General features: G+C 61.8%; 18 protein-coding genes. 15 read left to right on the forward strand and 3 right to left on the reverse strand.

The window, feature by feature from the left end:
• Positions 1 to 7 precede the first annotated feature (7 nt).
• The gene (locus ACZ46S_RS15255; RefSeq protein ID WP_464062446.1) at positions 8 to 1,534 is read right to left on the reverse strand and encodes an AlbA family DNA-binding domain-containing protein; all 1,527 of its coding nucleotides are present in this window, start codon (positions 1,532 to 1,534) and stop codon (positions 8 to 10) included.
• 288 nt (positions 1,535 to 1,822) lie between these two features.
• Here ACZ46S_RS15255 and ACZ46S_RS15260 point away from each other — a divergent pair, with 288 nt between their 5' ends.
• Positions 1,823 to 2,293: a hypothetical protein gene (locus ACZ46S_RS15260; RefSeq protein WP_464062447.1), complete on the forward strand. Its 471-nt coding sequence runs from the start codon at positions 1,823 to 1,825 to the stop codon at positions 2,291 to 2,293.
• 272 nt (positions 2,294 to 2,565) lie between these two features.
• Here the strand turns inward: ACZ46S_RS15260 and ACZ46S_RS15265 are convergent, their stop codons facing one another.
• A complete protein-coding gene (locus ACZ46S_RS15265; protein WP_464062448.1) occupies positions 2,566 to 3,432 on the reverse strand; it encodes a hypothetical protein in 867 nt (288 codons plus the stop codon).
• A 192-nt stretch (positions 3,433 to 3,624) separates the two neighbouring features.
• On the opposite strand from ACZ46S_RS15265, the gene ACZ46S_RS15270 reads away from it, so the two are divergent.
• The 4 genes from ACZ46S_RS15270 to ACZ46S_RS15285 are packed head-to-tail and all read left to right on the forward strand — an operon-like array spanning position 3,625 to position 8,978.
• Positions 3,625 to 4,716, forward strand: coding sequence for a hypothetical protein (locus tag ACZ46S_RS15270; RefSeq protein WP_464062449.1), 1,092 nt, complete (start codon positions 3,625 to 3,627; stop codon positions 4,714 to 4,716).
• Positions 4,713 to 4,937, forward strand: a complete 225-nt coding sequence (locus tag ACZ46S_RS15275) for a hypothetical protein (protein WP_464062450.1) — start codon at positions 4,713 to 4,715, stop codon at positions 4,935 to 4,937. The genes ACZ46S_RS15270 and ACZ46S_RS15275 overlap by 4 nt, the downstream gene beginning before the upstream one ends.
• A 10-nt stretch (positions 4,938 to 4,947) precedes the next feature.
• Positions 4,948 to 7,761: a DNA polymerase gene (locus ACZ46S_RS15280; protein WP_464062451.1), complete on the forward strand. Its 2,814-nt coding sequence runs from the start codon at positions 4,948 to 4,950 to the stop codon at positions 7,759 to 7,761.
• Positions 7,758 to 8,978, forward strand: coding sequence for a tyrosine-type recombinase/integrase (locus tag ACZ46S_RS15285; RefSeq protein WP_464062452.1), 1,221 nt, complete (start codon positions 7,758 to 7,760; stop codon positions 8,976 to 8,978). Before ACZ46S_RS15280 ends, ACZ46S_RS15285 begins: the two co-directional genes overlap by 4 nt.
• 329 nt (positions 8,979 to 9,307) lie before the next feature.
• Here ACZ46S_RS15285 and ACZ46S_RS15290 read toward each other — a convergent pair whose 3' ends face one another.
• Positions 9,308 to 9,937 carry an AAA family ATPase gene (locus ACZ46S_RS15290; protein WP_464062453.1) on the reverse strand — a complete coding sequence of 210 codons (630 nt, stop codon included), beginning with the start codon at positions 9,935 to 9,937 and terminating at the stop codon, positions 9,308 to 9,310.
• Positions 9,938 to 10,276: 339 nt separating this feature from the next.
• Here ACZ46S_RS15290 and ACZ46S_RS15295 point away from each other — a divergent pair, with 339 nt between their 5' ends.
• The 10 genes from ACZ46S_RS15295 to ACZ46S_RS15340 all read left to right on the forward strand — a co-directional run bounded on the left by ACZ46S_RS15295 (position 10,277) and on the right by ACZ46S_RS15340 (position 20,811).
• Positions 10,277 to 10,570, forward strand: a complete 294-nt coding sequence (locus ACZ46S_RS15295; protein ID WP_464062454.1) for a helix-turn-helix transcriptional regulator — start codon at positions 10,277 to 10,279, stop codon at positions 10,568 to 10,570.
• A gap of 137 nt (positions 10,571 to 10,707) precedes the next feature.
• Entirely contained in the window at positions 10,708 to 11,001 is a 294-nt protein-coding gene (locus ACZ46S_RS15300; RefSeq protein ID WP_464062455.1) for a hypothetical protein, read from the forward strand.
• 11 nt (positions 11,002 to 11,012) lie between these two features.
• Positions 11,013 to 11,702 (forward strand): hypothetical protein, encoded by a 690-nt coding sequence (locus ACZ46S_RS15305; protein ID WP_464062426.1) that lies wholly within the window; start codon positions 11,013 to 11,015, stop codon positions 11,700 to 11,702.
• A gap of 207 nt (positions 11,703 to 11,909) precedes the next feature.
• Positions 11,910 to 12,299, forward strand: a complete 390-nt coding sequence (locus ACZ46S_RS15310; RefSeq protein ID WP_464062456.1) for a hypothetical protein — start codon at positions 11,910 to 11,912, stop codon at positions 12,297 to 12,299.
• Positions 12,296 to 12,922, forward strand: coding sequence for a hypothetical protein (locus ACZ46S_RS15315; RefSeq protein ID WP_464062457.1), 627 nt, complete (start codon positions 12,296 to 12,298; stop codon positions 12,920 to 12,922). The genes ACZ46S_RS15310 and ACZ46S_RS15315 overlap by 4 nt, the downstream gene beginning before the upstream one ends.
• Positions 12,923 to 13,029: 107 nt before the next feature.
• Positions 13,030 to 14,313: a phage integrase gene (locus ACZ46S_RS15320; RefSeq protein ID WP_464062458.1), complete on the forward strand. Its 1,284-nt coding sequence runs from the start codon at positions 13,030 to 13,032 to the stop codon at positions 14,311 to 14,313.
• A gap of 110 nt (positions 14,314 to 14,423) precedes the next feature.
• Positions 14,424 to 14,684 carry a hypothetical protein gene (locus tag ACZ46S_RS15325; protein ID WP_464062459.1) on the forward strand — a complete coding sequence of 87 codons (261 nt, stop codon included), beginning with the start codon at positions 14,424 to 14,426 and terminating at the stop codon, positions 14,682 to 14,684.
• Between the two features lie 153 nt (positions 14,685 to 14,837).
• Entirely contained in the window at positions 14,838 to 16,439 is a 1,602-nt protein-coding gene (locus tag ACZ46S_RS15330) for a class I SAM-dependent DNA methyltransferase (RefSeq protein WP_464062460.1), read from the forward strand.
• A complete protein-coding gene (locus ACZ46S_RS15335) occupies positions 16,436 to 17,623 on the forward strand; it encodes a restriction endonuclease subunit S (protein WP_464062461.1) in 1,188 nt (395 codons plus the stop codon). Before ACZ46S_RS15330 ends, ACZ46S_RS15335 begins: the two co-directional genes overlap by 4 nt.
• Before the next feature lie 20 nt (positions 17,624 to 17,643).
• Positions 17,644 to 20,811, forward strand: coding sequence for a type I restriction endonuclease subunit R (locus tag ACZ46S_RS15340; protein ID WP_464062462.1), 3,168 nt, complete (start codon positions 17,644 to 17,646; stop codon positions 20,809 to 20,811).
• Positions 20,812 to 20,879 lie beyond the last annotated feature (68 nt).

Genomic DNA, 20,879 nt, shown 5'->3' on the forward strand with positions numbered 1-20,879 from the left:
CATGCCATCACCAAGGAGATATGAGCTCGTCAAGGCGCGCGATGGCGCGACGAACGACCGATCGCGTAAATTGCTTCTCGCTGGCCGCGGCCATCACCAGGCATTGCGATAGCAACGATCTGAGCAGAGCGGGTTCGGTACGTAGCGGCCGGACAAGCCCCTGTATTGCTTGCGCGATATACCTGACCGCTTTCGGGTCATTCGGCATGGTCACCTTGCCAGCTGCCAACTGCGCGCAGATGCCCTGGGATGGGCCCTTTGCCTCAGTATAGGCCTTATCTCTTGAAGACAGCCTTTCAAGGCAGAGGGCCCTTTGTTTTGGCGGGCCCGATGAGCCGTCAATGAACGTCAACAACTCCGCACGCGACATGTTGGCTTTCCGGGCGAAATAACGCAACGGGAGCCAATCGCTGCCGGACAGCTCAACAGCAACGCGGAGGTAGTCAATCGCGTCGGCATTCAGTTCGTCCGCCAAGAATGCGCGACGCATATCGTCTCGCGTGATGATGCCCTTCTTTATACTGACAGGGGAAGCCACCTTCACATCGCCGATGAGACGTAAGGCCGGCGCACCAGCCTGCTCCCGAAACTCCCCCTCCTTCACGAGGGTCAGGCGCTCAATAATTTCCTCGCTGAGCTCGATCGACGCTTTGCCGTCGATCAACTTGCCTTCCGCAAGGTCTGCAATCATGGCCCGCTCCGGCCCCAGTTCAAGCAGGCGCTGAACCATGGGCAGAAGGTTATCTCTCGTCCTGGCGTCGCGCTCATCCAGGATTGTGCGTAGATCGCCATAGGAAATGCGTCTCGATGCTCCCGGATAGCGGTAAAAAATATCGCCTTCCTTAATTTCACCGCCACTGCCATCATTCTTGGTCGCGATGATCGGACGACTTTCATGCTGTTCGATGTGTAGGACCCCGATTGCTTTGCCGTCGATCTTGATGACATCCTTCCTGAAGCGCGGGGTCGGCTCAAAACAGCTACGTAGCCTTGCTGCAATATCGCCGGGATCGGTGTTACGAAAATCATCATTGGCTAAGCCGACCGCCTTGCAGCCGCCTGCGGCGTCTTTGTCCGCAACGCCAAAGAAGATGTATCCTCCGCGATTATTGGCAAGTGCGGCAGCGGCCCGCAGCCAAGGGGCTGCGTTCCTCAAGCTGAAGCTCTGCTTACACTCGGCACAGTCTGTTTCTCCGGCCTCGAGACGCCAATCTCCGGCCCCATCCTGCGCAAACATGGCCCGCAGCAACGTTCCGGCACTCGGTTCTGCATCGCCCTCTATAGAGATGCGGGCGACGGCAGGCATGTCAGCGGAGGGGCTGTGATCATTCAAAAAGACATTGAGCTCATCATCTGCGGCCGCGGAAATCGATGCAGAATTACTGTATGTGCCATCCGCGATCGTCGAAATGCGGCCTGAATTGACCCGTCGATCAGGGCGGTTGAAGAAGAACTGGATGTCTGCGTTCTTCATCCCACGTGCGATCATGGCCTTGATCAACGCGATCTCGCAATCGGTGATGGTCCGGGCCATGGTTTGCCTTACAACGAGGAAGCACCCCCGCCGGGCGGGGCGTGGGGTGCGCTATGTCGCTGCTTTTTCGGGATGATGATGCTCATTGTAGCGGTAGCGTATCGTGCTCATGGGGGAGCGTCTAGCGCTGGTCGGCGAAATGATCCGGGCAAAAAGGATAGGGCCTGGGATGGTTAGGTTTTACCCCCAGACACAACGTATATGCATATTTTTGGAAGTTCCGGTTTATGTGTTGACATCATTCGCCATCCCCGCCATATGTACGTATATTGATAATGGTGTACGTATATGCCGAGAGTCACTGTCTATATTCCCGACGAACTGAAGGCGGAAATGGACGCCGTTGGCGATGCGCTCAATTGGTCAAGCATCGCGCAAGGGGCGTTCAAGGACGCAATAACATCCAACCGGCTGAAAAATGGAGTCAAAGATATGGGTGACGTGATCGAACGGTTGCGCGCAAGCAAGCGGCGCGTCGAAGCGGACCAGCAGGCTGATGGAAAAGAGGCCGGCAAAACATGGGCCTCAGAACAGGCAGAATATGATGAACTCGAAAGACTCATGGCAGCCAGCGTGATAGACGTGGTTGACCTCCCGACCTTCATGAAATGCTGCGACCCTGAAGACAATCTCTGCGCCTCCGAATGGGAGGATTTTTGGCGAGAATGGTTGGGTGCTTCTTCCCCGTCCAAGACGGCTTTGGTAGGCTTTGTTGAGGGGGCCGTCGAAATTTTTGAGTCTGTACAAAACAAGTTGTAAGATTGATGGATGCGGACGGGGCCGGAAGGCCCCGTTTTGTTGCAAGTTATGCTCTCTAAGCTCCCGGATCGGGGGCCATCATCAGAGGGGCGGGGCATCTGGGACCTTATCGTCCCGCGGCACGCTGACCCACGATAAGGCAACCGACCGCAGCACCAGTTAAAGCCTGCGCGGTGTTCCGCAAATGCGTAATGTGCCTGAGTTTCCATAAGTGGCGATTCTGGCGCCAAGGCTGCCGGGGTGCATGCTCCTGGCAGCCTTTTCGTGTCGGATCACAGGCGTAGATTTGTGAAGAAGAAATCGCCTTTGGCCGCAGGTTCGAGAAGCGGCACACCTTTCTGCGCTCGTCCAGCATTCGTAATTTCATAAAAGGTTTGGATTTTCTCAAAGGGCGAGTCGGGTTGAGATGCCGTATTGTAATCCGTGATGATCCGGCCAATGCACGGAATCGTGCTCCAGGGTGGCGTGCCGAAGGATTTCCGGAAAATGAGAGGGCCATAACAGCCGGTGGGCTGATCAAAGGTCATTTCGAGACCCCGATCTGCGGGCAAAACGTTCGTGTTTGGTCCGGCGGGTCCGAAATCAAGATACCATCCCGGCACTTGTTTGTCGGTCGCGGTGCGTCGGGTGGGATTCGTGAAGGCGATTGTCTTAATTGTATTTTTGATCCCTGAACCGAGCCGGTCAAGCGAATTGTGAATGAATTCCGCGAGGGCATTGTCTCTGTCAATCGGCTCGAATGTTTCATGACACTTCATAAAGAGAGAGCCGAACCGTGGCTCATAGGCCAAGGCCATTTCCCGGTATTTTTCTTTGTCGCGAAGGTCGAACGTGCTGACACCCACGACATGAACTCTGAGTTCGCGCGCGACATCTGATTCATGGAGACGCCGACTGGCCTTTCGACATTCGCTTTCCCGGCTCCAATCCATCATCGTCTGATGCGCCGGCCAAGTCAGCGGATAGTTTCTGATTAGCGCATATGGGCTTTTCGTAAAAAGAGGCTGTAGGCGCTTCGCAACGGCTGGAATCGCGCAGCCCGTCAGACGCGCCAGTTCGATCAGCATCGACTTCTCAAGGCGTTCGCGCCTCGGGCGACCCATTTTTGTCTCGTCGACAGCGCTTTCCGTCGTAGTCATGCCCTCTTCCAAGCCATATGCGCCGGACTTTCCCATACTAAATTACTTCGCGCAAAATATAATTTATCTATATATATCAATAAATTGACTTGATATTATGGACGAGTGCGGAGGTTCTTTCCCGATACATCTTACGGACTGGCAGTGAGCGCCATGTGAAATATCACATGCCAATACCGAAAGGGATTTCCCATGACCATGACATATGAAATGGCCCCCCTTGCCCTCCAAGGGCACGAATCTGCGCCGGTTCAAATGCCGCCGCCTGCTCCCCCTGGTGAAAAGTTGCCGTGCGGCAACTTTTTGGGGGCGCCCCTTGTTCCTTCAGATCAGATTTCTGCCGTGTTGGAGCAAGAGATCGGCACCGCAACCTCGGACCGTCAACTTTGCGAGGCACCCGCGCCGTGCGCTCCGGACATCACCACACCACACGCACCAACGCAGGAATCGTGCCCAATAGCGGATGCTGTTGAGGTGACAGATATTTTACCTCGCGGTGAAAATATCGAGTCCGAGCCTGTGCCCAAAGCACCCGCTCGCTCTGGTTCTCGCGTAGGGCGGAGGAAGAAAGAGGTCACCACAAATACTTTGGCGGGTAGTCAATATTGCGCCGAAAAATTCGCCGCATGTACCGCATTGGGGCGTGAGTGGACGACTCTTGAATTCAATGCGTCGGTACGGAATGCCAACCTGCTCCAGAGCATCGCGCAATTCGTGGACAACGAGGCGTTCAAGATTCGCGATTTCAAAGCTCTATGCGAGTCACGCAACTTGGCCTGCACCAAAGCCACCATTCGCGCCGGATATTTACCGGTCATCAAGGCCGTTTATGAGGATATCGGAAGACCGATTTCAGATCCCCAGGCCAGCAAATTGAATGCTGCCCTGAAATGGTCAAAGAGCGCGTGCAAACATAACGAAGATATCGCGAAATACTTGCAAGAGCACGGCGGTGTTCAAGGTTGCCTGAAGGAGCGCGCAGCCGCTAAGGGCAAAAAGCCCAAGAGCAGAACCTCCCAGGCTCTCAAGGTCGCCAATTTTCTGGCGGGGCACGAAGGCGAGGTTGTCGTTGTTCTTAAAGTTGATGGCAAAAACTTCGAGTTTGTGCGGCTAATTGGGCCAGCGAACACGTCCCTGCCACCCACTACCACCGTTCATCCACCAATAGATCACGAAGAATTTCCGGCAGAATCTGCGTCAGAGGCAATCTCTGATGCCGGGGATACGGCAGAAAATGCCGTGCAGGTTCAAATCGATACACCCGAAGAAGAGGAGAGATTTTGAGCACTTTCATTAAGACGACCAAGGGCGGCCGCATCCTGAAGGGGATGATCGGGGCTATGACCCGGAGCGGGAGCACGATCTTCGTTAACGATCAGAAAAATGACCTGATTGTTGCATTGAAGTTCGATGACGAAACGGAGGCGGAGGTAGAGCTCCTCAGCCTGAACGACCAGCTCGATGCTGTCGACGATGCGGCCCTGAAGGGCAAGCGGCGCCCGTAATCGCGGCGCCTTGGCCGGCGGCACCTGCCGCCGGCCTTCATCTTTTGAGGTCAAAATGGACAATCAAATCACATCGATATCGAACAAAGATGATAACGATGAAGAGAATAGACGAGCATCTTTCGTAAAGAAGAACAAGAAATCCATCGAAAAAATCAAGAAAAATAAAAAGTGTCGGAAACCAGATGGGGCAATAGGCAACTTGAGAGACACCGGCATGGCCGCAAAATCAGCCCCGGTGATTGTCGGGCTTGATACCGAGTGGTGTGAGCATCCGCAGCGGAAAAAGAGGGAAAACATTGTGCTCGCCTACGGGCTGTCGGTCGTGAGCAGTGATGCGTCGTACTCGGTTGTCATCACGCCTAACGGCCCCGAGCGGCGTCACCGGCGGTCTCTTGAGTATCTGATTGGCCGCGCACTGCAGGGGGCCATCGCCAAGGGGGTTCTCCCGTCGATGCCGGATCGCATCGTCCTGGCCGTGCATTTCGGGCGCGGTGATCTCGCCGCATGCCGGAATTTCAAAACGCTCAAGCCCCAGTTGGCAGCGGTCAGGGGCACCCTTGCGTCCGCGGGGCGCGACGCGCTGTTGACGCTGGAGGTTGAGGAGAAGACAGGCATCCCTATCGAGCAATTGCCCAAGATGCCATATAGTGAGCGTGAGATTAAGGCTTTGGACGGTAGCGGCAATGAGCGCCTGCTGCGCGTACAATTTCTGGACACGTACAACCTCGCCCCGGAAGGGGCATCGTTGGAAGCCCTTGGCACGCTCCTCGATTACCCGAAAATCAAACTGCCCGACGGATACCATGCCAGCCGGATGGACGCTTTCCAGGCTGAACAGCCTGCATTGTTCGAGAGCTACCTGCGGCGCGACGCCGAAATCACGGCGCGCTACGCTCAACGCTTCGCCATGTTCTGCACGGAGCTGCTCGGCCTGCCAATGGTGCCGGGCACGCTGGGCGGGACCGCGGTGATGCTTTTCAGGCGAATGCTGAAACGGGGCGGCATCAGCGAAAGCGTACTGTTCGGCACGCAATTAGTGAAGCGGCAGCGGTATTCGAAGGCTACAGGCAGGATGCTCACTGTGCGGGAGCGGGTCCCGGCCTTTGTCGCTAGACTCATCAACGAAGCTGCCGGTGATGCGTACAGCGGCGGCCGCACCGAAACCTACCTCACCGGGCCAGTTCACACCGGCGAACTGCTCCAAGACATCGACCTGCGCTCGGCCTACCCCAGCGCCATGGCTGCCATCGGCGTGCCGGATTACAGCAGCGTACGCATCGTCAAGGAGGGGGGTGAGGGGGCACTGGAGGCATTCCGGGGCGACGTTCTGGGCGTTGCCGAGGTAGAATTCCAGACGCCCCCGCATGTCCGCTTCCCCGTGTTCGGCGTGCGCACCCAGCACGGGCTAATTTTTCCAAGGCGCGGTACGGCGGTGGCGACGGCGCCGGAGATCGCGTCGGCCGTTTCGCTCGGGGTGTCGGTCACGATCAAGCTCGGCATCATCATCGATTGGGATCGCACCACGCGGCCGTACGAGGATTTCGTCTTCCAGATGACCAAGCTCCGTGAGGGGTTCAAGCGGGATGGCGACGACACGTTGGAAAGCAAGACCGTGAAGGTCATCATGAACTCCCTCTACGGCAAAACCGCCCAAGGCGTGCACAAGAGCACGGCCTTCGATGTGCGGACCGGCAGCAGCAAGCAGTTGCAACCCTCTGCGGTGACCTGCGCGCCCTTCGCAGCCTATACGACGGGTTTGGTGCGGGCCGCCATCGCCGAGATGCTGAATTCGATCCCCGCTCACAGGCAGGTCGTGAGCGTCAGCACCGACGGGTTTCTGACGACCGCCGCGCTAGAAGAGATCGGTATGGACGGGCCGGCAACGCGGGTGCTGGGCGAGGCGCGCGCGCGCCTCGCCCAGTTGCCAGACGGAGCTTGGCGCGATGTTCGCGCCAAGCTCCTACTTGAGCCCAAGAAGACGGCGAATGAAGTGATCGCCTTCCGCAATCGGGGCATCGCGACAACCGGCATCCCAGACGGTCAGCAACCGATCCTGGCCAAGGCCTCGGTGAAGGTTCCGCGGGAGCAAAACGCCAACGACTATATGCTTGACCTGTATCTTGGGCGCACACGCGATACGCGCGTAGAGCGCAGCGACCTCATTTCACTACGCGACCAGATGACACTCGGCGCCGATCTGGTCGCGATCATGCGCAACCCGCGGATCAGCCTGGAGCCGGACATGAAGCGGCGCCTGCGCGATGGGCACATGGCCGAGATCAGGTACGGTGCATTTGCCGGGCAAAGCCACTTGGCGACAGCGTCTGACGCCTACGATACCGTGGAAGAGGCTCTGGTGGAGCGCCAGGTTTTCGAGGCCTGGCGCGACCAGAAGCAGGGTGTGCTGAAGACCACCGAGGACTGGGTCTCATGGTGTGAGTTCAAGGCGGCTACATTGGCCCGCAAGAGGTCGGGAGCCCGCGTCAAGGTCACCAAAGGGGGTGGCCAGGACCTGCTCAAGCGCCAGATGCTGCGCGCGCTGGTGCGCGGAATGTGGGGGCTGGAGCTGGGCCCCATGAGCTACCAGGAGGTGGCCGCGTGGCTTACCACGGCGGGTTTCGAGACCAGCATCAACGAGGTGAAAAACGGCGCGCGCAAAAACAATACCCCCGTTGCCGGCGTGGTGGGGGCATCACCCGGTGTGGTGCCGTTATTGCGCGTGATCGTCGCCGGATTTCCGAGCGTGGAGTGGGTGCATTTCTTTTCGCCCGAAGACGCGGAGAGAATGGTCCAGCTTCTTGCCGAGGGCGGCGATCTGTGACCATCGCTACCCTGAATAAAGCGTTACTGCGAAACCTGCCGGCTGTCCCTGCCGGTAGGAAGAAACTGCGCATCGTCGACGATTGTCTGTCAGGGTTTCATATGGAACTGGCCGCGACGGGCGGCATCACCTACCGGCTACGCTACCGGAATACGCGCGGGCAGGTGCGCGACATCAGGCTGGGGAAGCACCCGGAGCTGACGCCGGATGAGGCGCGGAAACTCGCGCTGAAATACAAAGCCGATGTATGGCGCGGGATCGATCCCGCGGCGGAGCGCGACCGCCTCCGCGCCATTCCGACCTTCGAGGCATTTGTCCGCGAGCATATTCTGCCGCACGCGAAAGAGATACTGCTTTCCTATGTCGAGGTCGAAGGGCTGATGCGGCTGCGCGTGGTGCCTGCGCTGGGCAAGCTCCATCTGGACGAGATCACACCGCTGCACGTCGCCAGGTTTCGTAAGGGGCTGATCGACGAGGGGCTGTCCGCCTCACGGGTCAATGCGCACCTGGCCGCGCTGCGCCGCGCCTTCAACTTGGCGATCGAGTGGCAGTTCTTCGAGGGCAGGAATCCCGCGGCGTCGCCGGGGATGCTGCGCACAGAGGGGCGCGAGACGTTCCTGGACGCCGCTCAGGTGAAGGCACTGCTCCTCGCCCTTGCGGCCGACCCGGACCAAGGCGCGGCCTCGGTCGTGGCGCTGCTCGCGCTGACCGGCGCGCGCAAGTCCGAGATTCTCCTGGCACGCTGGTCCTGCGTGGATTTCGACCGTCGCATCCTCTGGGTGCCGCGTTCCAAAAGCGGGCGCCGCCGGCCGATCTTTCTGTCCGACCAGGCCATCGCCGTCTTGAAGCTGCAGCCGCGCCAGCCGGGCGCGGAATTCGTCTTTCCGTCGCCCCGCCGTGAGGAGCAGGCGCTGTCCGAGCTGCGCGGGGTCTGGGCGCGCGCGAAGCTCGCGGCGGGCCTGCCCGAGGATCTGCGCCTGCACGATCTTCGCCACACCTTCGCCAGCCTGCTCGCCAACGATGGCGTGCCGCTCTACGATATCGGCAAGCTGCTCGGGCATACGCAGCTCTCGACAACATCCCGCTACGCCCACCTCCAGGCCGACCGCCAGCTCGAGGCCGTCAATTCCGTCGGCCGGCTTGCCGCCGTTCACCCGGAGGAAGGCTCACCTGCGCGGTCGGCACACAACGATAATGACGAGCAGGATGCCGCGTAGAGTATCCAATTTCGAGACGGAGACGGAGAAGGGGGCAGCATCATTCGACGCTGCCCCTTCTCTGTACTTGTCCCTTTAGGATGATGTCCGTTGGGTTGCCAGAGTTCAGCCCCGCGTAAGCAGGGCCTCGATGGCGGCTACGATTGCTTCCTCGCCCGTAACTCCACGGCGCGCCACATATGCCTTGAATCGTACATACAGCTCGGTCGGCAGGGAGGCACCCACGCGCCGTCCAGAGGCGCGTTTCGGTACCCTGATTTTTGGCTCCGCGAGCGGTGTCGCTTCGCCCTTGGTGTGCAGGAGCGGCCGATCCGCGTGGTCGAACTGTTTCACGGCACCCTCCCCAACAGCGCGCTGACCTCGGCCCACAACGCCGCGAGTTCGCGCGCCGCGGCACCCGTCGGTTCGGCCTCAAGGGCCGTCAATCCTTTGCGCATCGCCTCGGCGATCGCCACGCGATGGTGGACGACCTGTCGCAGCAGGTGCCCGCGCTCCCTCAGTTCCCGAACGGCCTGCCCCGCCAACCGGCTCTTGTAGATCGCCTGGTTGAGAACGAAATGGCGAGGGAGGTACAGCGTTTCCACGAATATCTCCGTCGTCTCGATGGCACTCAGATCGAGCGTGCCCGGCCCGGTCGGGATCAGCACCAGGTCGGCGGTGGCGATGGCGTTGGCCAGAATGTCGGAGAACCCGGGCGGGCAGTCGATAATGATCAGGTCGAATCCCGCGGTCCTGGCGCCCGCCGTGTCGAACCTGAAATCGCCCTCCGGCTGGCGGAGCAGCTGGGGCTCCCTCTTGTCGCGACGGTTCCACCAGGCGGTCAGCGAGCCCTGCGGGTCCAGGTCCACCAGCCCGACCCTGATACCGGGGCGGGCGGTGAGCGCTGCCGTGGCCAATGCCGCGGCGAGCGTCGTCTTGCCGACGCCACCCTTTGTGGCGGCGATCGTGATGATCTGCATGCTGTCAAGTCCTTCTGCTGTACGGTCGAGGGCCGCGCGTATGCGCGTTCGCCCAATCGCCTGTTAGGGCAGACGCATGTCCGCGCGGCACAACCGCAGTCGATCGGCAGGCGCGTTTACCCCGGCATGTGTTTCTCTTTCGGGATGGAGCCTCCAAGGTCGCCCGGCCGGATGAGATGGATGTGGTTCCGGACGATCTGTCCCCTCGACGACGGCTCGTGCAGTTCGCCTCATACCCAAGGGAGAACGAAAACGACGTTGGCGCCTGTAACAGTAGTTTGGGCACGCCTGCCGATACACGCGCCCATCTGGTCAATTTCATACATTCAGGAGATCCGCATGACGCAGACCGCCAGGCCCGCCATTGCAAATAGGGCGCCGTTGGCCGCCCCGTTGCCCGCTCGTACCGCACGCGCCGCCGCCGAGGAAAGCGCGCCAGCCCCCGGCCGTCTGCTCACCGAGCGGGATGTCGCCAAGCACCTCGGCGTTACTCTCCCGACGTTGGCCAAGTGGCATCGGGCGGGCAAGGGCCCGACCCGCATCCAGCTGGCGCGTAACGTGACGCGCTACACCATGGAGGATGTGAAGGTCTACCTGGAGAAGTTGCGCACGGCACCGCCGGTGACCAGGTAGGCAAGAGGCGGGCTGCCTCACCGTTACAGCCCGGGTGCCAAACGGAATTTCATGAACAAGCCTGCCGTGACTCGGCGGCCTATCGCAACCAAGCCCCTGCCGCATCGGCGGCAGGGGCTTTCATATGGAGTTCAGCCATGACGGAATCAGGAGATGAGACACTGGCGGCGCTGGTGCGCCGGCACGCCAAAGGCCACGATCTGCCCAGACACGTGCCGCATGTGCGCCTGGCCGACGCACTGGCGCGCGGCGACGACCCGCTGCGCCTGATTGAATACTTCCGCGATCTGGGCAGGCAGATCGAGAACCTGAAAGACCTGCTCGCCGCCTGCACCGACCCAGGCGAGGAAGAGATCGAGGCCTACCGCGTCGAGGAAGGCATCGCCGTCTACCTCGTTCCGGATGGGCAATGGGCGGTCTTCACCAAATGAAGGAGGCGGCCATGGCACCCAGCACCCAGACCGCATCCGCCAGGTCCGCATCCACCGCCGGAGGCGGAGGCGGCCGTGACAATGTCGCCTGGCGCGCGACCAGCACCGGGCGCAATGTCGCGCTCATTTCCACCTGCCTGATCCCGGGCCGACCGCTGCGCCTCTGGGGCGCGGCGGTGGAGGTCGCGGATGGCGGCGCGTTCATCCGCCTCGCCATTCTCGGCCCGTACGATGGTTGGAGCACTGGCCAGCTTCTGGCCGTGGCGCTGGCCCGGTTCGAGGCTGAGCAGGCCCACGATCTCGGCGAATCTGTCCTGGCCGAGATCGTGCGCCACCTGGACCGCGCCGCCGCAATGCACCGCGAGCCGCAGGAGGGCTGGGCGGTGCCGCCGGTCTCCTTCGAGCCGGCGCCGCCGGGCAGCCCGGCATCGCCGTTCCCATGGAGCCTGGCCAGGGCTGGGCAATTCGCCATCCAGATGTGCCCGGATGCCGAGGCGCGACAGCGCGGCGTCACGCCCGAGCAGCTTCTGGTCCTGATCGAGATGGCGCTGAGCAGTTGGCTGCCGGTCACGCCGTGGCGGCGTAGCTGCTGGGAGGCGCGGCGCGAGGTGCGCGCGGCGCTGGCGCTGGAGGCGCAGCGCGCCAGGGCGCGCTGGGCGGCGCATGTGGCGGATTGCGACGCGGAGCCGGACCCGGGCTGATCCGGCCCACCCGCCTGGTTACTTCTTCCAATATAGATGGAGGAAGAAACCCAGCACGGCGTGGCGCATCGGCGCCGAGGCCCAACCGCTCAACCGCATGTGATGCTCTCGCCCAGGCCGTTGCCGGCCCGGGCGATCCATCCACCCCGAACCAGCAGGAGGCCCCGCCCGCAAAGGCGGGGCTTCCTGCGTCTGGAGCCCCATCACATGGACCAAGACGAGACCCACACACTGGAGGAATTGCTCATGCGCTACTCCACCATCGAGAAGCTGCCTGACGTGCAGCGGATCAAATTCGACGAGGCCGTGCGCACCGGCCAGGACCCGCTCAGCATCGTCAAGTATTTCGCCACGCTCGGCATCGAGGTGCGCGAGCCGGCCGACCTGTTCCTGCGCAATGACGCGCTCGACGAGGAAGAAATCAACGCCTTCTGGATTCCGCAGGGCGTGGCCGTCTCCGTTGAAAGTGATGACCTCTGGCTGGTGTTCGAAACCGACCAGGTCATCGACCACACCGAGGCGGACGAATCCGAAACGGTCTCGTCCGCCAGCACGGCGTCACATACGCCGAGGCCGGAGGGAGGCGCAGGCCGATGATCGATTTCTCCGACGACGAGATTCTCGCCGAGCGCCGCACCGCCGATGGCAAGCGCTTCCTGTACTTCCTCGGCACCGATGTGCTGCCCTACTGGGAGCAGCGCTTCTGGACGGTGGTTTTGGACACCGGCGCGGACGGTGTGGGCATTCCCGTCCGTTACGGCACCGTGGCCTCCGCCTCGGTGGGCTGGACGCTGCGCCAGTTGCTCTGCGTAACCAAGGCCCGCATGGCCCTGGAGCAGGCGCGGGCGCCTGAAGGCGGCGCCCTGGAGGTGCTGGAGGCGCTGGGCAAGGCGATCCGGCTGCTACCGCCGGGCGACACCCTGGGCGGCGGCGTCACCTTCGTGCCGGGCGTTCTGCCTTCGCCATATAGCTGGACGGAGGCGCGAAGCGGCGAGCTCGACCTCGTCCTTTGCCCCGACCCCGAGAGCCGCGACGAAGGCATCGTGCCTGAGCAGATCGTCATCCTTGTCGACGAGGCGCTACGGGAATGGGCGGAGCGGGCGCCGTATCTGCGCCGGCTCTGGACCTGCCGCAACGCCGTGCGCGAAGCGTTGGCCGCCGAGATACGCCGTGTGCGGATCGCGCGCGGTGCGGCGGAAGATGCCGGCGGGGCAGGGTAGGGTGGAGAGACAGGCAGGAACTACCGACTGTTCGCCAACGCGCCCGATGCATCCGTCGGGCGCAATTCTTCCAACCGATCTCATTCCATGAAAGGAGACTCTTTGCCATGGGCACAGCTGTCATCACGTCCGCCGCCTTGCGGACCTTGGCGCCCCTGCCTGCGGGTGTTGTCAAGTCCCGGCTGTTCGACAGCAAGCTGCACGGGTTCATCGCCGAGCAGCGCCGGACCACGATCACCCTGTATTTTCGTTTCAAAGACCAGCGCGGGCGCAGCCGCGAGATCAAGCTGGGGCGTCTGGGTGATGTCACGGCGGAGCAGGCGCGCAAGCGCGCCGAGCAGCTGAAGGCCGAAGTAAGCCTCGGCGGCGATCCCGTCGCCGCCCGGGAAAAGCGGCGTGCCGTGCCGAGCGTGGCGGAGTTCGCGACCGATCGCTACTTGCCCCATGTGCGGGAAAGGTTGCGCTCGGCCCATAATATCGACGCCTATCTGCACCGGCGCATCCTGCCCGCCCTGGGCCGGAAGGCTTTGGACGAGGTGACGGTGACGGACGTGGCGGAACTGCGCCGCAAGCTGGTCGCGGAAGGCCTAGCGCCGGGTACGGTCAATCGCCACCTGGCGACGCTGCGGGCGATGTTCAATCTGGCATCGAAATGGGAGCTTTTCGAAGGGAGAAACCCCGCCGCTTCGCCCGGCATGCTGCGCGAGGAACATCGCGACCGCTATCTCAGCCCGGCGGAGACGCAGGCGCTGGTGAAGGCGCTCGATGCAGACGATGACCCCGTCGGGGCGGCGGCGCTGGCGCTGCTCATCGTCACTGGCGCCCGGCGCGGCGAGATCATCCTGGCCAAATGGGAGCAGGTCGATCTGGAGCGCGGCCTGCTTGTGGTGCCGCGTTCCAAGAGCGGCAAGCCGCGCTATATCCCGCTTTCGCCGGTGGCAAGCGGGATTCTCCGCCGCCAGGATTCCCTTCGCCGGCTGCTGGAGGCGGACCGGCTCGCCGCTCTGGTCGAGGTGAGGGCGGCGGGCAAGGTGGTGGAGGACCCGGGGTCCAATCCGTATGTCTTTCCGAGCCATCGCCGGCCGGGCAAGTCCATCGAGGGGCTGCGCGGCATCTGGGCGCGGGCCAAGAAAGCGGCGGGTTTGCCCGCCGATCTGCGCATTCACGATCTGCGGCATTCTTTCGCGTCCGCGCTGGCCAATGCCGGCACGCCGTTGAACGAAATTGGCACGGTGCTGGGCCATACCCAGCTCAGCACCACACAGCGCTATGCCCACCATAGCCCGCAACGGCTGATCGCCACCGCCACCACGGCCTCCCGGGCCTGGAACCTGCTGCCGGAGGTCAAACAGGCCGAGGGTGCCACGGCGGAGGCGCAAGACGCGGCATAGGCCTAGCGAGCGGGCCGGAACCCTCGCCAGAACCACAAGCACGCAGAAGGAGAAGGCGGCGAAGCGCCTGCTCCAATCCAGAAACGAATCAAAACCCAAAAGGAACCACCATGCGGAACGAGAAGAACCAGATCGTGACCGGCGGGATTAAGCCACCGGACCATGGGCAAAGGCCTGCCCCAGAGGTCAGAAGGCGCGGCTTGTGGAACCGCCTGCCGACGGTAGTGAAAATCATCCTCACTCTGCCGGTGGTGATGGCGCTGCTGGGCGCCGAGGTCGAGCTGCGCCTGGCGCCCCAGCTCGACCTCGTCCTCACCGCCGCCGGCGTTTGTGCCATGTGGACGTGGCTCGCGGGCAGTATCCCGCCGTAGCATAAATTATGGGAGAGAGCCGCCTGGGGGGGGGGGGCTCTCTCTTTTTCCTCTGGGAATTCCCGGGCTGCCGGTGCTGCCCCGTCTTCCGCCTCTAGACCCGACATCCCCCCGTGATACTGTCACAACGACTACAACCAGTACCGGAATCCAATGGCTGCCGACTTTCAAGATGTTGCGAAGCGCCTGTTCAAGGCCGCCGAGACCCTCTGGACCAATACGGGCCTGCGCCCGGATCAATATGCCCAGCCCGTCCTCGCCCTCATTGCCCTGCGGCAGATGGAGGCCAAATTTCTGCAGGTCGACGCCGAGCTGAAGCCGACCTTCACCGGCCGCCTGAAACCCACCCCTGCCGCCTACCAGGCCCGCGGCGCCATGTTCGTGCCCGAGGTCGCCCGTTTCTCCCGCCTGCTGGCCCTACCCGGCAACGCCAACCTCGGCGCCGAGCTGACGGCGGCCATGGATGCCATCGTGGAAGCGAACCCCGAGCTGGGCGGCGTGCTGCCACGCGGTTACGCCGCCCTGCCCAACACCGTGCTGGCCGACCTGTTGCGCCTGCTCGCCCCGCTGGATGTGGAGGGCGACGCTTACGGCCTGATTTTTGAATACTTCATGGGCGAATTCGCCTCGGCCTTCATGCAGAAGGGTGGCGAGTATTTTACCCCGGCCTCAATCGTGAAGCTGATCGTGGAGGTTATCGAGCCCTTCCACGGTGCCATCCTCGACCCCGCCTGCGGCTCCGGCGGCATGTTCGTGCACTCGGCCGAATTTGTCCGCCGCCACCACAAGGCGCCGGACAAGGAGCTGGCGATCTATGGCGTCGAGAAGATGGACGACACCATCCGCCTGTGTCGCCTGAACCTCGCCGTGCACGGCCTCTCAGGTGACATCAAGGGCGGTGGCAACACCAACAGCTACTACGACGACCCGCATAAGCTGCTGGGCCGGTTCGATTTCGTGATGGCCAATCCGCCCTTCAACCAGAGCGAGGTGGACCGCTCCCGCCTCGTCACCGCCACCGGCCAGGTGGACCCGCGCTACCCGCTGGGCCTGCCCACGGTGAACAACGCCAACACGCTCTGGATCAATCTTTTCTACGCCGCCCTGAACGAGACCGGCCGGGCCGGCTTCGTGATGGCCAACAGCGCCAGCGATGCCGGAGGCAGCGAGCGGGACATCCGCCGCCGCCTGATCGAGACCGGCGCGGTGGACTGCATCATCGCCGTAGGTCCAAACATGTTTTACACCGTTACCCTGCCGGTGACCTTGTGGTTCCTCGACCGCGGCAAGGCGAAGGGGCCGCGCGCGGATCAGGTGCTGTTCCTCGATGCCCGCCACTTGTTCCGCCAAGTCACGCGCGCGCATCGCGTGTTCGATCCCGACCAGACCGAGTTTTTAGCCAACATCGTCCGCCTCTGGCGCGGCGAACCCACCGAGGATGCCGCCGGTAGCGCCATCCGTATGGCGGAAGCGTTCCCAGCGGGCACATACCGCGACGTGCCGGGCCTCTGCCGGGTGGCCACGCGCGCTGACATCGCGGCGCAAGATTGGAGCCTCAACCCAGGGCGCTATGTGGGCGTGGCACCGGGCGAGGTGGTGGAGGACGAAGAATTTCGGGTGAAGCTGGAGGCGTTGCAGGAAGAGCTGGAGGGGTTGAATGCTGAGGCAGCAGTCTTGCAGACGCGAATCGCCGAGAACGTAGCGAAGTTACTCGCCACTCAGTCTGAGTTAGATACATTGGAAATTATGGCATGAGGTGGCCAGTTGTACCGTTCGAGGAGCTGTATGCCGAGCCTTCAAGAAACGGCGTTTACAAACCGAAAGACGCGCATGGTCGCGGTGCAAAAATAGTCAATATGGGAGAAATTTTTAACTACGACTTTGTCGGACCACAGGACATGTCACGGCTAGAAATGTCTCCGAAAGAGTTGACGATCTCTGGCCTTCAAAATGGTGATTTACTCTTCGGGCGGCGCTCGCTTGTCGAAAAAGGAGCGGGAAAATGCGCCATCGCACTCAATGTTTCTGAACCCACGACATTTGAATCGTCCATCATTCGCACGCGCTTACGCCAAGATCGGTGTGACCCGCTGTTTTTCTATTACTGGTTCAGATCGCCGCAAGGTCGGGATCGAATTCGATCGATCGTAACCGGCACGAACATAAAGGGCATCAAAGGTAGCGATCTGAAGCGCATACCTGTCGTGTGCCCGGATCTCACCAGCCAGCGTCGAGTCGTTAGTGTCCTAAGGCTCTACGACGACCTGATCGAGGTGAACCGGCGGCGCATCGCGGTGCTGGAGGAGATGGCCCGGCGCCTATTCGACGAATGGTTCGTCAACTTCCGCTTCCCCGGCCACGAAGGCCACGAAGTCGTTGAGACGATGCTCGGAAAGGCACCAAACGGTTGGAGGTGTGGCGTTCTCGGCGATTTGCTTACGTTGGCGTACGGGAAAGCTCTGAAGGCGGACACGCGTGTTGCCGGTGAGTTTCCGGTCATAGGGTCGAGCGGTGTAGTTGGTACTCACAATGAATCTTTGGTCGAAGGACCAGCAATCATTGTCGGAAGAAAGGGAAATGTTGGCTCCGTGATCTGGAGTGATACAGCGTGTTATCCAATCGACACCGTATTTTATGTGGAAACCCACGCGCCGCTCCGTTTCGTCTATCAGGCGCTCAAACGAATGACTTTCTTGAATAGCGACGCAGCGGTGCCAGGCTTGAACCGGGCCGGAGCGTTGCGCCTAAATATCATCATCCCGCCGGCGGAACTCATGGAACAATATCAGCAACGCGTGAGTGCGATGCTGATGCAAGCAAGTACACTGTCCAAGATAAATAACGGTCTCGCTGCCTCCCGCGACCTTCTCCTCCCGCGCCTGATCTCCGGCGAGCTCTCCGTCGCCACCGCCGAACGGGAACTGGAAGCCGCCGCCTGATGGTGCCGAAGGACCCTCTCATGTCGCTGGTCTCCACCCTGTCCACCGAGGCAGCCCTGGTGGAAAATCCGGCGATTGAGCTGATGGGTGAACTCGGCTGGTCCACCGCCAATTTGCTGCACGAACAGCCCGGCCCCAAAAACCCCACCGGGCGGCTTTCGTTCAAAACGCCTTTCCTCCCCGCCCGGCTGGCGGCGGCCCTGCGGGCGATCAACCCCGATCTGCCGGACCAGGCGCTGCAAGATGCCATCGACACGCTGACGCAGGACCGCTCCGCCATGCTGCCGGTGGCCGCCAACCGCGAATTGGCCCGGCTGCTGCGGGACGGCGTGCCAGTCGCCATCAATCAGCCAGATGGCCCGCCGAAGGATGAGCGGGTCTGGCTGATCGACTGGCGGGACCGGAGCAAAAACGATTTTTTCCTGGCGTCCCAGCTCTGGGTACATAGCGACCTCTATGTCCGCCGGCCGGACCTTGTGGGCTATGTCAACGGCATCCCGCTGCTGCTGATAGAGCTGAAGGCGGCGCATGTAAAACTCTCCGAGGCCTACGACAAAAACATCAAGGACTACCGCGACACCATCCCGCGCTTGTTCGACGCTAACGCCTTCGTGGTGCTGTCCAATGGGCACGAGGCGGTGCTCGGCCCCAGCCACGCAGCGCTTGAGGATTACGCGCCGTGGAAAAAAGTGGCCGATGAGGATGAGGAGGAAAAAGCCGGGCTGGAGACGCTGCTGCGCGGTACCTGCGCGCCGGATCGGTTTCTGGACATCGTCGAGAATTTCATCATCTTCCAGGAAGTGGTCGGCGGCCAGCGTAAGGTGGTTGGCAAGTATCACCAAGTGCTGGGCGTCAACCGCGCCATCGAGGCCGTAAAACAGGTGCGGGAGAACCAGGGGCGCCTCGGCGTGTTCTGGCACACCCAGGGCAGCGGCAAGAGCCTGTCCATGGCCTTCTTCGCCGAGAAAGTGCTGCGCACGCTGGGCAATAACTGGTCCTTCGTGGTGGTGACAGACCGCACCGAGCTGGACGACCAGATTGCCGCGACCTTCGCCTCCATCGGTGCCTTCGGGGCACTGAAGGCGCGCGACTGCCAGGCGCAAAGCGGCACCGATCTGCGGGAGAAGCTGGCGGGGCAACAGCGCTACCTGTTCACCCTGATCCAGAAATTCGGCACCGAGCGTGGCGAGCTGATGCCGGTGCTGTCGGAACGATCGGACGTGATTGTCATTACTGACGAGGCGCACCGCAGCCAATACGCTCAGCTCGCCGCCAATATGCGCCGCGCCCTGCCCAACGCCGCCTTCTTGGGTTTCACCGGCACGCCATTGATGGCCGGCGAGGAGCGCACCCGTGAGGTATTTGGGGATTACGTCTCCATCTACAATTTTGCGCAGTCGGTGGCCGATGGCGCCACGGTGCCGCTCTTCTACGAGGGGCGGCAGCCCGAGCTGCAACTGGCCAAGGAGGATCTGCGCGACGAGCTGCAGGCGCTGCTGGATGAGGCGGAGCTGAGCCCGGAGCAGGAGAAACAGGTCCAGACGCAGTTTGCCCGGCAGTACCATCTCATCACCCGCGAGGACCGGCTGGACAAAATCGCCGGCGACCTCGCCCGGCATTTTGCGAGCCGGGGCTACCGCGGGAAGGGCATGTTCGTGGCGATCGACAAGGCCACCGCCGTGCGGATGTGCCTGAAAACCCAGGCGGCGTGGCAAGGCTTGATCGCCGAGCAGGAGGCGTTGCTGGCCAAGGCGCCGGAGCAGGCGCGCGAGGCGCTGGCGGAAAAACTCGCCTGGATGCGCGAGACGGACATGGCGGTGGTGGTCAGCCAAAGCCAAGGCGAGATCGAAGAGCTGAAGGCCAAAGGCCTAGACATTACCCCGCACCGCAAGCGCATGGTGGAGGATGATCTTGAGGGGCGCTTCAAAGACCCCAAGAACTCCCTGCGCCTGGTGTTCGTCTGCGCCATGTGGATCACCGGCTTCGATGTGCCGACATGCAGCACCGTCTACCTCGACAAGCCGATGAAGAACCACACACTCATGCAGACCATCGCGCGGGCCAACCGCAACGCGCCGGGCAAGCAGGCCGGCACGATTGTGGATTACGTGGGCGTGTTCGCAAACCTTCAGGACGCGCTGGCGATTTACGGCGCACCAAAGGGCGACGCCAAGCCCATCCGGGACAAGGCGGCCCTGATCGAACTTCTGGAGGAAGCGCTCGCCGAGGCCGAGAGTTACAGCAGGATTTATGGCGTCGATACCGCGGGAATCCTCGATGCCGACAAGCTCCAGCGCGCCATGCGGATTGGCAAAGCACAGGAAGCACTGATCGCCCCCGATGATGTCCGGCGCGGCTTCCTGCGGCGAGCCGATGCCGCCACACGCGCCTACCGGGCTGTGTTACCCGATGATAGGGCAGCGCCATTCCTGAAACGCGTGGCGGCGCTGGTTGTGGTGGCGCAAGCGATCCGCAACCAGCTCGGCCCGGCAGACATTTCTGCCCTGGCCGCGCAGGTGGAGGCGCTGCTGGACGAGAATATCCTGGGCGTGGGAATTGCCGCCCCGGTGCGGGAGGGAGGCGACACGAAAGGGTTGACCGACCTGTCCGCCATCGACTTCGAGAAGTTGGCGGAGGCATTCGCGAAGGGGCCGCGCACGACGGTGGACCAGTTGCGCACCAAGGCCACCGAGACCGTGGAGAAGATGGCCGCGCAAAACCCCTCGCGCGTGGATTTGATCGAGAAGCTGGAAATGCTGATCGACGCCTACAACTCCGCCACGGCCAGCGTGGAGGAGACATTTGAGAAGCTGAAGGCGTTCATCCGCAGCCTCGACGAGGAGCAGGGTCGGGCCGCCCGTGAGGACCTCACCGAGGACGAGTTGGCAATTTACGATCTGCTCACGCGGCCGGAGCCGAAGTTGACCAAGGCGCAGGATGCGGAGGTCAAGAAGGTTGCCCGTGAACTACTGGTCCGGCTTCATGACAAGGTTGCCGTGTTCGAGTGGCATCGCCGCCAGCAAACGCGCAGTGATGTGGAGTGGACAATCAAGGAAGTTCTGAACGCACTTCCTGCTGAGCCTTACCCTGAGGAACTGTGGAATGCGAAAGTGGATGCGGCTTGGCAGTTTGTTTTCGGGCGCCAGGACCGGCCTGCCAGAGAGCAGGGTGCCCAAAGTGTCGGATAAGTGAAAATCGGACTGTGAATGCCGATAATGCTGGCACTGAATCGTTTCAGAAGTTTAAATTTGTGTTG

The sequence above is a fragment of the Acidocella aluminiidurans genome, from assembly GCF_055383125.1.